The 15,559-nt window shown below is 35.1% G+C and carries 15 protein-coding genes; 10 read left to right on the top strand and 5 right to left on the bottom strand.

The features are described 5' to 3' along the window. The first annotated feature begins 10 nt into the window (after positions 1-10). Positions 11-472, top strand: coding sequence for a DUF423 domain-containing protein (locus SBO79_RS02065; protein WP_406600238.1), 462 nt, complete (start codon positions 11-13; stop codon positions 470-472). A gap of 49 nt (positions 473-521) precedes the next feature. Next, positions 522-2,123 (top strand): phosphoenolpyruvate carboxykinase (ATP), encoded by a 1,602-nt coding sequence (gene pckA / locus SBO79_RS02060; protein WP_318641399.1) that lies wholly within the window; start codon positions 522-524, stop codon positions 2,121-2,123. A 505-nt stretch (positions 2,124-2,628) separates the two neighbouring features. Here pckA and SBO79_RS02055 read toward each other — a convergent pair. After that, complete coding sequence (locus SBO79_RS02055; RefSeq protein WP_318641397.1) at positions 2,629-3,387, bottom strand: uroporphyrinogen-III synthase; 759 nt, start codon at positions 3,385-3,387, stop codon at positions 2,629-2,631. Between the two features lie 15 nt (positions 3,388-3,402). Then, the gene (locus tag SBO79_RS02050) at positions 3,403-4,068 is read right to left on the bottom strand and encodes a DUF4271 domain-containing protein (RefSeq protein ID WP_318641396.1); all 666 of its coding nucleotides are present in this window, start codon (positions 4,066-4,068) and stop codon (positions 3,403-3,405) included. A gap of 232 nt (positions 4,069-4,300) precedes the next feature. Between SBO79_RS02050 and SBO79_RS02045 the strand changes: the two genes are divergently transcribed. The 3 genes from SBO79_RS02045 to SBO79_RS02035 are packed head-to-tail and all read left to right on the top strand — an operon-like array spanning position 4,301 to position 6,720. Continuing rightward, the gene (locus SBO79_RS02045) at positions 4,301-5,026 is read left to right on the top strand and encodes a polyprenol monophosphomannose synthase (protein ID WP_318641394.1); all 726 of its coding nucleotides are present in this window, start codon (positions 4,301-4,303) and stop codon (positions 5,024-5,026) included. A gap of 10 nt (positions 5,027-5,036) precedes the next feature. Continuing rightward, positions 5,037-6,380 (top strand): dihydroorotase, encoded by a 1,344-nt coding sequence (locus tag SBO79_RS02040; protein ID WP_318641392.1) that lies wholly within the window; start codon positions 5,037-5,039, stop codon positions 6,378-6,380. 1 nt (position 6,381) lies between these two features. After that, entirely contained in the window at positions 6,382-6,720 is a 339-nt protein-coding gene (locus SBO79_RS02035) for a DUF4296 domain-containing protein (protein ID WP_318641390.1), read from the top strand. A 5-nt stretch (positions 6,721-6,725) separates the two neighbouring features. On the opposite strand, the gene SBO79_RS02030 is transcribed toward SBO79_RS02035, so the two are convergent. After that, the gene (locus SBO79_RS02030) at positions 6,726-7,721 is read right to left on the bottom strand and encodes an NAD-dependent epimerase/dehydratase family protein (protein WP_318641389.1); all 996 of its coding nucleotides are present in this window, start codon (positions 7,719-7,721) and stop codon (positions 6,726-6,728) included. A 92-nt stretch (positions 7,722-7,813) separates the two neighbouring features. On the opposite strand from SBO79_RS02030, the gene tyrS reads away from it, so the two are divergent. The 3 genes from tyrS (at position 7,814) to SBO79_RS02015 (ending at position 10,474) form a co-directional block, all read left to right on the top strand. Next, positions 7,814-9,112, top strand: a complete 1,299-nt coding sequence (gene tyrS, locus SBO79_RS02025) for a tyrosine--tRNA ligase (RefSeq protein WP_318641387.1) — start codon at positions 7,814-7,816, stop codon at positions 9,110-9,112. A gap of 103 nt (positions 9,113-9,215) precedes the next feature. Beyond that, the gene (locus tag SBO79_RS02020) at positions 9,216-9,650 is read left to right on the top strand and encodes a transposase (protein ID WP_318640142.1); all 435 of its coding nucleotides are present in this window, start codon (positions 9,216-9,218) and stop codon (positions 9,648-9,650) included. Continuing rightward, positions 9,650-10,474 carry an IS3 family transposase gene (locus SBO79_RS02015; protein ID WP_318641385.1) on the top strand — a complete coding sequence of 275 codons (825 nt, stop codon included), beginning with the start codon at positions 9,650-9,652 and terminating at the stop codon, positions 10,472-10,474. The genes SBO79_RS02020 and SBO79_RS02015 overlap by 1 nt, the downstream gene beginning before the upstream one ends. Positions 10,475-10,550: 76 nt before the next feature. Here the strand turns inward: SBO79_RS02015 and SBO79_RS02010 are convergent, their stop codons facing one another. After that, positions 10,551-11,543, bottom strand: coding sequence for a LuxE/PaaK family acyltransferase (locus SBO79_RS02010; protein ID WP_318641384.1), 993 nt, complete (start codon positions 11,541-11,543; stop codon positions 10,551-10,553). 572 nt (positions 11,544-12,115) lie between these two features. Here SBO79_RS02010 and SBO79_RS02005 point away from each other — a divergent pair. Then, positions 12,116-13,756 (top strand): hypothetical protein, encoded by a 1,641-nt coding sequence (locus SBO79_RS02005; RefSeq protein WP_318641382.1) that lies wholly within the window; start codon positions 12,116-12,118, stop codon positions 13,754-13,756. 396 nt (positions 13,757-14,152) lie between these two features. On the opposite strand, the gene SBO79_RS02000 is transcribed toward SBO79_RS02005, so the two are convergent. Further along, on the bottom strand, positions 14,153-14,758 hold the full coding sequence (locus SBO79_RS02000; protein ID WP_318641380.1) for a hypothetical protein: 606 nt from the start codon (positions 14,756-14,758) through the stop codon (positions 14,153-14,155). Between the two features lie 298 nt (positions 14,759-15,056). Here SBO79_RS02000 and SBO79_RS01995 point away from each other — a divergent pair, with 298 nt between their 5' ends. Beyond that, positions 15,057-15,503, top strand: coding sequence for a DUF1569 domain-containing protein (locus SBO79_RS01995; RefSeq protein WP_318641378.1), 447 nt, complete (start codon positions 15,057-15,059; stop codon positions 15,501-15,503). Positions 15,504-15,559 lie beyond the last annotated feature (56 nt).

Here is a 15,559-nt window from a genome sequence, read left to right as displayed (position 1 = left end):
TAGGTTAAATATGACAATAAGAACTAAATTTGTTTTTCATCAAGATTTGAAAATAATGGACAGAAAGATTATTGCAACAGCAGCAATTTTAGGAATGACGGCAGTTGTTTTGGGAGCTTTTGGGGCACACGCATTAAAGGATTTATTAGAAGCTGATAAATTAGTTACTTTCGAAACTGGCGTTCGGTATCAAATGTATCATGCTCTGGTATTATTATTTGTTGGAGCAAGCAATATTCTTTCGGCGAAAGCCAAAAAATCTATATACTATTTGTGCCTAACAGGCGTTATATTGTTCTCTGGTTCAATATTTTTGCTTGCTACCGACTCATTAAACTCAATCAATTTTAAGGCTATCGGTTTTATTACACCTATCGGTGGACTACTACTTATAATAGGTTGGCTAGTATTATTGGTTGATATTCTTCGGAAGCGGGAAAATTCTCTGGGAAACAAAACAAATCTGAATTAAAATTTTTACTTTTGCCTTCTATACATACACACAACTTAAAGCATACATTATGGATAATACCGATCTTACAGCTAAATCTATATCACTAGAGAGTCTGGGAATAAAAAATTCCAATGTTCATTACCAATTAAGTCCGGACGAACTTCAAGATCTTACCGTGAAGTTGGGCCAAGGAGTGGAGAGCTCTAGCGGTGCTTTGGCAATTAACACTGGTGAGTTTACAGGTCGTTCTCCAATGGATAGATTTATTGTAAAGGATAGCATTACAGCAGATAAGGTTTGGTGGGGAAAAGTGAACATTCCTTTTGAATCAGCCAAATTTGATGCTTTATATGACAAGGTTATCAAGCACCTTGACGGAAAAGAGATTTATGTAAGAGATAGCTACGTTTGTGCTGACGAAAAATATAGATTAAATGTTAGAGCAATAAACGAAACTCCTTGGGGAAATATGTTTTGCTATAATATGTTTTTGAGACCGGACGAAAGTGAACTAGCGGGTTTTGCTCCTGACTGGCACGTAATCTGTGCACCAACATTCATGGCAGATCCTGCCATTGATGGTACAAGACAACACAACTTCGCAATTTTGGATTTTACTCGTAAAATTGCTCTTATTGGTGGAACAGGTTATACAGGTGAAATTAAAAAAGGGATTTTCTCTGCTTTAAATTTCATTTTGCCAGTAGACAAAGATGCTTTGCCAATGCACTGTAGTGCAAACGTTGGAAAAGACGGAGATACAGCAATTTTCTTCGGACTTTCGGGAACTGGAAAAACAACTTTATCTGCAGATCCAAAACGCAAACTTATTGGTGACGATGAGCATGGTTGGACAAACGAAAATGTAGTATTCAACTTTGAAGGTGGATGCTATGCAAAAGTTATCAACCTATGCAAAGAGAATGAACCTGAAATTTTTGATGCTATCAAAAGAGGTGCAATTCTAGAAAATGTAGTTTTCAAAGAAGGAACAAACGAAGTTGATTTTGATGATGTTTCTATCACTCAAAACACTCGTGTAAGTTATCCAATTTATCATATTGATAATATTCAGCCAGGGTCAAAAGGAGGAAATCCACGTAATATTTTTATGCTTACAGCCGATTCTTTCGGAATTTTGCCTCCAATTTCAAAATTAACTCCAGGTCAGGCGGCTTACCACTTTATCTCTGGATATACTGCAAAAGTTGCTGGTACAGAAGCGGGAGTTACTGAGCCACAACCTAACTTCTCAGCTTGTTTTGGCGCGCCATTTATGCCGCTGCACCCAACAAAATATGCCGAAATGTTGAGTAAGAAAATGAAAGATGCTGGCGTAAAAGTTTGGCTTATCAATACTGGTTGGACCGGCGGTGCTTACGGTACAGGTAGCAGAATGAAATTAAAATATACTCGTGCAATGATCGATGCTGCTTTGGGTGGAGATCTTGATAATGTGGAATTTGTAGAAAACAAAATCTTCGGAATCAGTATTCCTACAGACTGTCCTAATGTGCCAAACGAGATTTTAGATCCTCGTAATACTTGGGATGACAAAGACCTTTATGACGAAAAAGCAGTTGAACTTGCGCAGAAATTCAAAGCCAATTTTGCTAAGTTTGAAGAATTTGCAAACGAAGAAATCATGGCTGGAGCTCCAAGAGCTTAATCTCAGTTTAAATTATATAGAAGGAGCTACTTTTTTAAGTAGCTCTTTTTTTATGCTTTAGGATTTCTATTCAGTAATTTAATTGGCTTTCGCCGAAAGAACTGAACAACAAAACTTATTTTGAAATAGAATTGAATTCTTGAAAGATGTTGCAGCAAGCATCGCTATTGAACAGAAGTTGGATTGTTTGAAGGCAACTCTTTTGAATAACTGAAAGTAGTTTTAATAGAATTAGAAGTAGGCTTTCGCCGAAAGAATCCAGCAACAAAGCTACTGTAACTAAGGGAAGACACCTTCGAAGATGTTGCTGCGGATTCTGCCATTTACCAGAAGTTTTTTTCTTGAAAGGCAATTCTTTTAAATAAGTAAAGTGCAGATTTTCATTTTACTTCTAAAAATTCTAAATCAAATAACTTGACAGAAACAGAGCAAAAAAAAAGAGCTACTAATTAAAGTAACTCTTTTTATTGGGTAAAAACCGAAGAGGAATCGGATCCGCGATGGTTTATTTATCTTTTAATTCTTTATTTGCCTGCAATACATATTTTTCCAAAGCCATTGTCATAGAAGGACAGTCAGGAGAAGGTGCCATGATATCTACTCGAAGACCAAGGTCTAAAGCTTCTCGCTGCGTAGTGCTTCCAAAAACCGCAATACGCGTATTGTTTTGTTCAAAATCAGGGAAGTTTTTATACAATGAACGGATTCCAGTAGGGCTAAAAAATGCAATAATGTCATAATAAACATCTGCAAGGTCAGAAAGATCACTTATTACAGTTTTGTAAAAAGTAGCTTGTGTCCAATCAACTTTCAAATTATTTAAAACTGTCTGTGGTTCAATACTAGATTGCTCTGATGCCGGCAATAGAAACTTTTCGTCTTTATACTTTTTTAGAAGTGGTACTAAGTCAGCAAAATCTTTTTGGCCAACATAAATTTTTCTTTTTCTATAAACCACGTATTTCTGAAGATAAAACGCAACCGCTTCCGACTGGCAAAAATACTTCAAAGTTTCAGGAATTTTGAAACGCATTTCGTCTGCAACCCTAAAGAAGTGATCCACTGCATTTCTGCTAGTTAGGATAATCGCCGAATAGTTGTTAATGTCTATTTTCTGCGCTCGTATTTCTTTGGCATTTACTCCTTCCACGTGAATAAAAGAACGGAAATCTATCTTTACTTTTAATTTTTGTTGTAAATCGAAGTAGGGTGAATTTTCTACTTTAGGCTCGGGTTGTGACACCAAAATTGTTTTCACTTTCATATTTGTTCTCTAATTCTAGCTTTTTGTAAACCAATAATACATAAAATAGTAGGGAGCTATTTCCAAAGCGCAAAGATACAAAATAAAATAAAACAATTTGCCACTAAGGAATTTTTGATAATTCTTTAATGACGCAAGGTAAATTAACGCATTTGCTAAAAGAAAAAGCGCTAAAACTATTAAATAAATGCTAAAATTGACACTACTGTAGAAGAATAGACCAAAACTTATTGGAAGTAATAGAAGTCCGAAGTATGTGCGGTAGGTGATCTTACGGAGATTAAACATTTCAGCAAACTCCTCAATATTAAACGTTAATGCTATAATTTTATCAATTAAGAATTTAATTAATACAAAACTTGTAGTAAGTGTAAATATTCGAACAAATAATATCCAATCTGTCTTACTGCCCATACCGGCGGCACTAATAAAGAGTTGTATGAAAAACGACAGAGAAATCAATTGCAAAACAAACAGCAGAATATTAAAGCCCGAAACTAGATTGCTACTTTCACGATAGACTTTTACATATTTATCAGAAATTCCTAAACGCAAAAAGTCCGAAAATCGCTTTTCATATACATTGCTTACAACTGCTATAAGAATAAGTGAAACCAAAAAGATAAAGGTTGCCCAATCATTGCTCTCCAATTGCCGTGTATGTAAAATCATTTCGTTCATCGGATGCAAAATTAGTAATTTTAAACTACGCTAGAGCAATATTTTCTGCATTTGAATTAATAATTTTTTGGTTTTTTGGTGCTTTATTTGTTTCTAATAAAAACTCTTTTAATCTTAAAATGCACCGTTTTTTTATGAGCTATAGCGCGCTGCGCATAGAGTTTTATTATTATTAAATATTTATGAAGCGAAGTATCTTAAATAGTTTATTTTTGCCACAAATAGAATTTCAATGAGCGATAGTATTGTTATAATTCCAACTTATAACGAAATCGAAAATATCGAAAGCATTATTAGAAAGGTTTTTTCGCTAGAAAAATCTTTTGATGTTCTCATTGTTGATGACAATTCGCCAGATCGCACTGCCGATACGGTGAGAAAGTTACAAATTGAATTTGTTGGAAAACTGTTTTTAGAGAACAGAGCAAAGAAGTCGGGACTCGGTACTGCATATGTTCATGGATTCAAGTGGAGTCTCGAGAGAAAATATGATTATATATTTGAAATGGATGCAGATTTCTCTCATAATCCCGAAGATCTGATCAAACTTTACAATGCTTGTGCAGTCGAAAATGCCTCTGTCGCCATCGGTTCTCGTTATGTAACTGGTGTAAATGTTGTCAATTGGCCACTTAGTCGTGTGCTCATGTCCTACTTTGCATCTGTGTATGTGCAGATGATTACTGGAATGAAAATTCACGATGCCACGGCAGGATTTATTTGTTACAAGAGACAAGTTCTAAAAGCTATTAATCTCGATAGAATTAAATTTGTTGGATATGCTTTTCAGATAGAGATGAAGTACCGGGCTTATGCAAAAGATTTTCTAATCAAGGAAGTGCCGATTATATTTACAGATAGAACAAAAGGTGTTTCAAAAATGAGCAATGCCATTATTACCGAAGCTGTCTTTGGGGTGATTACGCTTAGATTAAAAAAATTATTTAATAGATTATAATTATAATAAGATGGGAAAGGTTTTAATCAAAAATGCAAAGATTGTTAATGAAGGTGTCATTTTTGAAGGAGATGTATTTATAGATGGAGAATATATCGTTGAAATAGAAGAAAATATTAGCCCAAAATCTGGTGATTGTCTAGTTGTTGATGCGGAAGGTAATTTTTTACTTCCTGGAATAATTGACGATCAAGTGCATTTTAGAGAGCCAGGTCTTACTTATAAAGGTGATATCGAATCTGAATCTCGTGCAGCAGTTGCAGGTGGAATCACATCCTTTATCGAGCAACCTAATACAGTACCAAATGCTGTAACCCAAGAAATACTTGAAGAGAAATATGGTCTTGCTAGTGATAATTCATTTGCAAACTACTCTTTCATGATGGGGGCTACAAATGATAATCTTGAAGAAGTTTTAAAAACCAATCCAAGGAATGTTGCAGGAGTGAAAATCTTTTTAGGATCCTCAACAGGAAATATGCTTGTCGATAATCAAGCAACTCTCGAGAACATTTTTGCTAATACCAAAACGCTAATTGCCGTTCACTGCGAAGACGAAGCGACAATTAAAGCAAATCTTGAAAAATTTAAGGAAGAATACGGAGATAATATTCCTGCCGAAGCTCACCCGCTAATCAGAAGTACCGAAGCATGTTATATCTCATCATCACAAGCAGTTGCTTTGGCAAAGAAAACTGGCGCAAGACTGCACGTTTTTCACGTTTCTACTGCCAAGGAATTAGACTTGTTTACAAATAAAATTCCATTAGAACAAAAGAAAATCACCGCTGAAGTTTGTATTCACCACTTATGGTTTTCTGATGAAGATTATAAAACCAAAGGAAATTTTATCAAATGGAATCCAGCAATTAAGACCGCCGCTGATAGAGATGCCCTTTGGACGGCACTTCTTGACGATCGTATTGACGTAATTGCAACAGATCATGCGCCTCACACTCTTGAAGAGAAAAAATTGCCATATCTAAATGCTCCATCTGGCGGGCCTATGGTGCAGCATGCACTAGTTGCAATGCTCGAAAATTACCTTCGTGGAAAAATTTCTATAGAGAAAATTGTTGAGAAAATGGCTCATAATCCTGCCAAATTATTTCAGATTGAAAAACGAGGTTTTATAAAAGTTGGTTATCATGCCGATCTTGTAATTGTAAATACTGCCAAACCATGGAACGTTAAGAAAGAAAATATTCTTGCCAAATGTGGTTGGTCTCCTTTTGAAGGTTTAAACTTCAAATCCAGGGTGACTCATACTTTTGTAAATGGAAATCTTGTTTATGCAAATGGTAAAATTAAAGATGTTCGCAAGGGACAGCGTTTGTTATTTGATAGAAAATAAAATGAAAAATATTTTATCTATAATTCTACTTTTTCTTCTTTCTATCAGCTGTAATTCTAATGCTACCAAAAAGCCGGAGAATCTGATAGAAAGAGAAAAGATGGTGGATATCATTTATGATTTATCAATTCTGGAAGCAGCGAAGTCCCAAAAACCTATTGTTTTGGAGCAGTATCAAATTGAAACTAATAATTATGTTTACAAAAAGTATTCAATAGATAGCCTGCAATTTGCCAATAGTATAAAATATTATGCCGCTGATATTGAAAATTACCACTCACTTTATGACAGTGTAAATAAAAGGCTCGAAAAAAAATTAAAGACGCTGTCTCCAAACTAGTCTTTCTACGATTCTTTTTTTTTGAATTTCTTTAAATAATCCTTTATCGGAATAAAAGTTACTGAAGTTGCCTCTGTTATTGCTTTATTGCTGTACAAAGTTTTGCTGTGAAGTGACTGTGCGGTAATTTTCGTCAAGTGCCTTCTTCCTCCAAAGAGTGTCGTTTTCAAAGCATCAAGACGCCAAGCGATATTAGTCATCCATTTTTTTGCTTCAATTGTTGGTCGTGGTTTCTTGAGTGTATCTGCAATCCAATTGATTAAATCTCTATAACTGATATTTTCAGCTGATAAGATAAAACGTTTTCCAGAAATATCCGATTTCATCAAGGCAATCATCTGTTCTACTACATCAGTTACTGCAATAAAGGCCGCCATTCCTAGTGTGTAATATTTCAAACCTTTCTCGACATTAGAAAATATTTCGCCGCTTCCAGAATCCCAAAATCCAGGTCCTAAAACAATCGATGGATTTACAATCACCACATTTAGTCCTTCTTGTTCTCCCCGCCAAACCTCTATTTCGGCGCCGTGCTTGGTAATGGCGTAGTCGCTATGAAGCTTTTCGGCATTCCACTCTGTAGATTCAGTTATCAAATCACCTTCGGTTTTAGCATCACCCAAAGCTGCAATCGAACTTACATAACAGAGTTTTTCGACCTTGTGATACAAGCAGAAATTTACAATATTGGCAGTACCTTCAATATTGATTTTGCGGAGTTTCAGCTCAGCCCTCGGGTCAAATGATACCAAGGCAGCACAATGGTAAACGTGGGTAATTTTAGCGAAAGCGATATCTAAAAGCTCAATATCATTAATGTCTGCTTCTACCCATTCAATTTTTTCAAAAAGATGACTCTTATTATAAAGCTTAAATAAGTTCCTAGTTTTATTTTGACTCGATTCAGTTCGAAAAATGGCACGTACGCGATCATTGGTCTCGGTGAGTGAGAGTAGTAGATGTGCCCCGATTAGTCCTGTGCCTCCTGTAACTAAAATCATAGCTGCAAAGTTATGCTAATTAATGCTCAAAATATATGTTTTGGATTTCCAACTGAACATAATAGGTTATCTTTGCCAAAATTTATTTTATAATGAAAAATTTAGTTGAAGAATTACGCTGGCGTGGACTTTACCACGACAGTATGCCGGGAACCGAAGAACAATTGCTTAAAGAATGTACTACAGCATATATCGGTTTTGATCCAACGGCAGATTCACTTCACATCGGGAGTATGGTGCAAATCATTTTGCTGGTACATTTAAAGAATTTTGGACACAGACCTGTCGCTCTCGTAGGAGGTGCAACGGGAATGATTGGAGATCCTTCTGGGAAATCTGATGAGCGTAATCTACTTGATGACGAAGCTTTGGCCAAGAATGTTGCCGGAATTAAAAGTGTTTTGTCACGCTTCCTAGATTTTGATTCGGCCGAATCAAATGCGCCTTTCATGGTGAACAACTATGATTGGATGAAGGAATTTAGTTTCATCAATTTCGCGCGTGAAGTGGGCAAGAGAATCACCGTCAATTATATGATGGCAAAAGATTCAGTAAAAAAACGTTTGAATGGAGAAATCGGCGACGGAATGTCGTTTACAGAATTCACCTATCAACTAATTCAAGGATACGATTTTTATTATCTATATAAAAACCACAATGTAAAACTGCAAATGGGCGGTTCTGATCAGTGGGGAAATATCACTACTGGTACAGAGCTTGTGCGCAGAATGGGTGGTGAAGGAGCAAAAGTTTTTGCAATGACAACTCCACTTATTACTAAAGCTGACGGAACTAAATTCGGAAAATCTGAAGGTGGAAACGTGTGGCTTGATACAGACAAAACATCGGTGTACAAATTCTACCAATTTTGGTTGAATTCAGCAGATGAAGATGCGGAGAAATACATCAAAATATTCACTTTTTTCGATCAAGAAAAAATCGAAAAATTAATCGAAGAACACCGTCAAGCGCCGCATTTGAGAACTTTACAAAAAGCTTTGGCGGAATCAATTACGGTATTTGTGCACAATCAAGAAGAGTATGACAAAGCGGTGAAAGCTTCAGGAATTCTTTTTGGGTCAGCAACAGCAGCAGATTTAAAAGAACTTGACGCAGCAACTTTCTTAGATATCTTTGATGGTGTGCCTCAAGCACAGATTTCGAAAGAAGATCTTGGTGAAGGATTAGAAATCATCACTGCTCTAAATGAGAAAACTGGATTTTTCAAGTCAAACGGAGAAGCTAGACGTGCATTAACGGCAAATTCGATTTCTGTAAATAGAGAGAAAGTGACCGAAGAGTATAAATTATCTACGTCAGATCTTATAAATGATGAGTTTATTTTGCTGCAAAGCGGAAAGAAAAACTACTTCATTATTCAGGTTAAATAATCTGAAATCAATTCAATAAAAAAAGCTGTGTTTGTAATGAACACAGCTTTTTTATTTTATAAAATGTCCCGTCCTGAAATAGCGATACACAAAATGTATCATTATGAAAGAAGATCAGGGAAACCGCTACATCAAGCGCACACAGAAAGACTACACTATGTCTTTTAAATTACAAATTGTTCAAGAAATAGAGAAAGGATCTCGGTCTATTTCTGAAGTAACCAAAGAATATGGGATACAAAGTCATAGTACGGTTCTTAATTGGTTGCGAAAATTCGGTAACTTTGATTGGGAGAATCAAATACCAACTACTATGACAAAGTCACCAGAACAGAAGGTAATGGAGCTTGAAGCCAAAGTAAAACTACTGGAGAAGCAGAAGTCGCTTTTGGAACACCAAGCTTTTGTTGCAGATAAAAAAGCAATCATTTTCGATATGATGATTGATCTCGCTGAGAAAGAATATAAAATTGATATACGAAAAAACTCCTCACCCGAACAATCGACAATTTTAAAGAGCAAGAACACCAAACAGTAGTGTTCGCCTGTAATTTGTTCGGGGTAGACAGACAGGTTTATTATCGAAATATTAAAAGAAAGTCCGTAAAAGAGTCTAAAGCAATTGAAGTTGTATCGATGGTTCTATATATTAGGAAATCTATGCCCAGACTTGGTACAAAGAAATCGTACCATCTTTTAAAGGATCAATTGAAACCATTAAAAATAGGCAGGGATAAATTATTTAATATATTAAGGGCTAATCACTTACTAATCCAGCCTAGACGCAGCTATCACATCACAACTAACTCACATCATCACTTTAGAAAACATAAAAATCAAGTCCTTGGTTTAGAAATAAACAGACCTGATCAAGTATGGGTCTCTGATATAACATACATAGGCAGAAGAGAAAATCCTTGTTATTTAAGCATCATTACCGATGCATATTCTAAGAAGATTATGGGACACTACGTTGCCGACAATATGAATACTGAAAGCAGCGCATTAGCATTGAGGATGGCAATTAAACAAAGGAAAAGCAAGCAAGTTCCACTAATTCATCACTCGGATAGAGGCCTACAATATTGCGCAAAGGATTATCAAAAGATCTTAAGAAAAAATGGAATAGTAGCTAGTATGACACAGAACTCAGATCCGTACGAAAACGCCGTGGCCGAAAGAATCAATGGGATATTAAAACAGGAATTTATGATTGACAAATACAATCTAAAATTGAATCTAATGAAGAGCCTGGTTAAGGAATCAATTGACACTTACAATGAACTACGACCACATTATTCTAATTATATGCTAACTCCTAACCAAATGCATTTGCAGAACATAATTAAAATGAGAACCTAAAAAACAAAAAAAAACACTTGCGAAAATGATTTTGCAAGTGTTTAATTAAATATTTTTGTCTAATAATCTGTATCGCTTATTTAGGACTAGACAAAACCATCAGATTGCAACCTCGAATATCCGAATTGTCAAATCTGCCGAGTACTTCAAAAGTACCATTATCGTATTTTTTTCCTAAATCCTGCGTCGCAATAAACGAGCAAGAATTGATATTTGCAAGATCAATCACATTGATACCTCCAGTTTTTCCGTTCCCAATATAACTGAGGGGATCTTCGGTATCGCGCATCATCACATCCATCCATTGCGGACAATTAAAAACGCCATCGCCAAGCGAATAAGCCTGAGACAACAATTCGGTCATTCCATATTCTGAATGTATGCTGCTTACGCCAAAACCATCACAGAGAATTTCGTGTAATTCTTCGCGAATCATCTCTTTTCGGCGACCTTTCATTCCGCCAGTTTCCATAATAATCAGATTTTTGAGATCGAATTTCTCTTTTTCAATTAAATCCAAAAGCGCATAAGTCACGCCCATCAAAATAACGTTTTTCTCTAGTTTATCAAATTCCCGAAGCTTTGCAATCAGATCGTCGTGGTTGTAAAGATAAAAACCGCTGTCCTCATTATGTGAAAGTGAAATCAGATCTTCCACCATATAAATTAGCGAAGAGCCCGATCTTTCCTGATAAGATGGCAAAAGTGCCAGAAAAATATAATCTTCGATATTGCCATAAAATTCCGCAAATCCCTGTCTGTAACTCTGCTCATACAGACTCACATCTGTCACAAAATGCTGAGAAGTCTTGGTTCCGGTCGTCCCGCTACTCGTAAAAATCACTTGAGGTTTGTCAGTACTACTCACCACTTTATGACTTTTGAAAAACTGAATCGGCAAAAACGGAATTTCGTCAAGGGTTTTTACCAGATGTTTTTCCACCTTCAATGCCTCGCAAAATTCTCGATATACAGCATTGTTTTCATACTGAAACCGAAAAACCTTGAGTGCAATTTTTTTAAATTCTTTTTTAGAGGATATATTAAAGATATCAGGATAGATGTTCACAGCAAATATTTTTGTAAAAATACGGATTTTTCTAGAAAGCCACAGCCGTGATCGTTCCTAGTGAAGAATAATTGGTTTTCAGTTGATAATCTTTTTTTGGGCGTGTCCCTTTGGGCCGGGCTGTTCACTCCCACTCTTTGTTGTAGCTTTTGCTCCGCAACGCCACAACAAAGGAGTTCCGCTGCCATCCCTCACGCGAGACTGGTGCTAAAATTGGAGTGAGGTTTTTGATTTGGAATTACGTTTTTACATTTTGGTAAATGTTATTTAGTCTCAAATGAGATTGCTTCGCCAGTTCGCTTTCGCTGGGGTCTTCCTGAACCAGAATGATAATTTTGAGAATATGACTTGTTGAGAGACTTCAAATGTAAGGGCTCTTTCAATTTATACCTATAAGATTTTGTAAGACCTTCGAGAAGGAGAAACCAACAGTATCAATATTAAAATAAACGAAATTTAAGCAAAGGGAATAATTTAAACAATTTCTTAAAATTGGATTTATCACCGGATAAGTATAGAATCCGTATGCTATATTTGTAAGTACAATTCTCATCCAATATTAAAATAAAATTTTGAAAACAATAACAAGCTTATTTCTATTAATCTCTTTAAATGTTTATAGTCAATCGAATCAAGCTATTTATGATAACGCTTTGACCTTTTACGACAATAAAGATTATAATAATGCAGCTTTGGAGTTTTCAAAATTGTTTGAAGTAGCTGGATATGATTTACCCAACTATGCACTATACAATGGAGCTCGTATTTTTTCTTTAAACCAAGAACGTAAAAAAGGCTTTGAAATCTTAGAGCATTTGGCTAACCAAAAATTTTATTCAAATACTCAACAGATTTTGATAGAAGAGGATTTTGCATCTTTACAAGTTTTGCCAAAGTGGACTTCCTTCATCAATCAAGTGAAAGCTAACGAAGAAGCATTGCCAGAGAGAACAAGAGAGAAGATTAAATCGGAGCTGTTCAAATCAAGAGATCTGCTAACTGTTGACAATGGTAAACTCTGGGGTTATAATTTGTGGAGTGAAGACATTCTAATTTTAGATCAAAACAATGTTATTTATAGTCTGATTCAACTTCCTGACAGTCAAACTACAGATTCTATTATATTCTTTAAGACCGTTCCAGAAAATACAATTTTTCAATCCAATACAACTCAAGAATACAATGGAAAGCGATATGCAATCGTCTTAATTAATTCTCTGGATGACAATTCTTCAACCATTATACACGAATTGTTCCATGTTCTACAAGAAAAGCAAATTACCTTAAACGGTTTGCCAATCCTTTATTTGGAGAATTATGATGCTAGAGAATGGCTCAGGTTAGAGTTTCAAGCTTTAAGAAATACGATAGACGCCATCAAAGAAAAGCAACCTAGAAAGTCAGTATTAAATTTCTTTAATGATGCACTTATTTATAGAAAACTACGGCAAGAAAAATATAGCGAATTCTTGGACAAAGAACTTCAAATAGAAACTTCAGAAGGATTGGCAAATTATACTGCTTTTAAACTGTCTTCTCATTCCGACAAGTACAAACAAGCACTACAACAACTTGATAAAAGAGAATCTGCCGACACTTATACAAGAGCATTTCCTTACGCAACAGGCCCAGCGTACGGGCTTATTTTTGATTATTTTGAACTGGATTGGAAGCAAGGTTTAAATAAGGTATATAATTTTTTGAATATCTACGAAACTAAACTTTTGAAAAAGCCATTAAAGATTTCAAAATTAGATTTAAAAACTGCAAATCAGAGATCAAATTTTGCCACTATAGGGAAGGAAGAATTAGAGCGGGAAGAAAATCACAAAAAGAATGTTTTACATTATACTAATCTCCTTGTCGATAATCCAACATTGTCTGTCACTTTAATTGATAAGCGATTTGCAAAAACTTTTGATATGAATGGAACTTTGATTCTAAAAGATGTAGGCGTTGTTTATTCCGAATTAGTCGGGATAGATGGATCGGGAGGTTTGAATTTTGGAAGTTTTAAAACCCTTCAACGAAAAGAGAAATTAGGGACTTCTGGAATCTTAGAAATACCAAAAGAATTGAAGTACATTTTTCCTATTCCTTTACATATTGATGGACAAACGATAGTGGGTGAGTTTTATGAAATAAAACTAAACAAAGGTTGGAAAGTGGAGAAATTGAATGAAAAAGGAGATTTGATTATTGTAAAGGAATAAATATGAAAGTTTCTTTCTAGCGATTACTGTGATGAATTGAACTTATAACTTAAAAAAAATCAGCTTGATCTCCAAATGAGATTACTTGGCCAGTTCGCTGCCGCTCGTGCCCTCCTGCGTCAGGTTTACAAGTTTGTGAATACAGATTGTGAGGAAACTTCGAATAGAAACCAATTTTAAATTAGTACCTACATCGTTTTGGAAACCTTGAAGCAAAAATGCAAATCTCACAAATGTTGTCAATACAATCCGGAAAATTTGGCACGAAGAAACTAAGTTCGTCTTTTAGTATGACATCAGACATTTATGTATCCAGCCAGTTTTTAAACTTATTTATTTCTTTCTTGCTCAAAATAATCGGCTCAAGATCGGCAGGTTTTAAAGTAAGAATAATTTCTATCTTCTGACTTGAATGCTTGACAATCTGAGCAATGGATTTTGATCTATCGTAAAAAAATAGGAGTGCAACATCTCCAAATCTATGTCATAGCCATATCGAACAATACTTCCATCAGATCTGAGGGTTTTGAAAAATAATCGCAAAAGAAAAAAATTGTCTTCTTTAATAATCTGATTAAATTCGCTTTTATCACCGCTACGTTGTAGTAAATCATCTACTTGAAACTGTAAGTCGGCACTATGAGTCGGTTGCGTAAATTGAATTTGTTGCTGATTAACCTGAAACCAATTGTTTTTGATTAAACTGTCATTCTTATGAACAGCACTTAAGACTAGGAGATTATTGCTTAAATTATCAAGAGAGCTTACCTCAACAACAGTTGCTACTTGATCCTTGATTTTTTGCAAGTTCAAAAATTCTTGTGCTAATACTTCCTGTCTTTTAAGAAAACTACGCTCCGTATTTACCGCATTTGCCTCTTCAGAAATATCAGTAATCAGATTTCCTAATACGTAAGTTGAACAGAATGTTATTATAATAAGTAAAATTCCGAGTATAAAGAAATTGCGTCCTGAAAAGAATTTTTTTATGGTTACGTTCAAAGCGTGCTATTTGTATATTTCGAAAACTGCAGTGAGTTGCAATTAAAGGTTGCAAAGTTATAACTTTATTACGGTTGCCATTTCTATGATTGAAAAAATTAACAATCAGCTAGTTATAGTGCTCGACGTAAAAACTTAGAAATAGCAAAAAGATTAAAATTTAGTATTGTAAGCAAATTATAAAGAAAATATCTTTCCTATACCATTACCTTTATACGCGGAATAAATTTGTAAGCGAACCTGATTAATTCTAAAAAAGAGGTCCATAGTTTTTTATTTTTAAGTACAAACAATGAAGATGATTTTCGATAAAGTAGAAACCCAAAAGGTTATAGATAGAATTAATCTATTAAGTCCAAACAGTGAAAGGATTTGGGGTACTATGTCAGTTGATCAAATGCTTGCCCATTGCAATGTGGCTTACACTATGGTTTATGACGATACAATTGCGAAGCCCGATGCTTTTAAGAAATGGCTGCTTAAGACTTTTGTCAAAAAAGTTGTGGTCGGCGACAAGCCTTACAAAAGAAGCGCACAAACTGCTCCTGAATTTATGATCGAAGGGACTAGAGATTTTCAAGTAGAGAAAGAAAAACTGTGTGCCAACTTACTAAAGACACAAAGATTAGGTGGCAGTTACTTTGATAATAGAGAAAGTCATTCTTTCGGAAAGCTTACAAGTCAAGAGTGGCATTATTTATTTTACAAGCACTTAGATCACCACCTAAAGCAGTTTGCAGTCTAATCTAAATCTTCAGTTTTACCTAAACCCTTATTTGCAAGTTCATTAGATGTCTTATC

The organism is Flavobacterium ardleyense (assembly GCF_033547075.1).
In the GTDB taxonomy this organism is placed as follows: Bacteria; Bacteroidota; Bacteroidia; order Flavobacteriales; family Flavobacteriaceae; genus Flavobacterium; species Flavobacterium ardleyense_A.
The sequence above is the reverse complement of the archived record's forward strand: the minus strand, read 5'-3'. Positions and strand labels throughout refer to the sequence as shown.

Bases quoted from the DNA above. Each gene is read 5' to 3' on its own strand.
- SBO79_RS02065 (WP_406600238.1), top strand. From the start codon at position 11: ATGACAATAAGAACTAAATTTGTTTTTCATCAAGATTTGAAAATAATG.
- pckA (WP_318641399.1), top strand. From the start codon at position 522: ATGGATAATACCGATCTTACAGCTAAATCTATATCACTAGAGAGTCTG.
- SBO79_RS02055 (WP_318641397.1), bottom strand. From the start codon at position 3,387: ATGAAAGTGAAAACAATTTTGGTGTCACAACCCGAGCCTAAAGTAGAA.
- SBO79_RS02050 (WP_318641396.1), bottom strand. From the start codon at position 4,068: ATGAACGAAATGATTTTACATACACGGCAATTGGAGAGCAATGATTGG.
- SBO79_RS02045 (WP_318641394.1), top strand. From the start codon at position 4,301: ATGAGCGATAGTATTGTTATAATTCCAACTTATAACGAAATCGAAAAT.
- SBO79_RS02040 (WP_318641392.1), top strand. From the start codon at position 5,037: ATGGGAAAGGTTTTAATCAAAAATGCAAAGATTGTTAATGAAGGTGTC.
- SBO79_RS02035 (WP_318641390.1), top strand. From the start codon at position 6,382: ATGAAAAATATTTTATCTATAATTCTACTTTTTCTTCTTTCTATCAGC.
- SBO79_RS02030 (WP_318641389.1), bottom strand. From the start codon at position 7,721: ATGATTTTAGTTACAGGAGGCACAGGACTAATCGGGGCACATCTACTA.
- tyrS (WP_318641387.1), top strand. From the start codon at position 7,814: ATGAAAAATTTAGTTGAAGAATTACGCTGGCGTGGACTTTACCACGAC.
- SBO79_RS02020 (WP_318640142.1), top strand. From the start codon at position 9,216: ATGAAAGAAGATCAGGGAAACCGCTACATCAAGCGCACACAGAAAGAC.
- SBO79_RS01995 (WP_318641378.1), top strand. From the start codon at position 15,057: ATGATTTTCGATAAAGTAGAAACCCAAAAGGTTATAGATAGAATTAAT.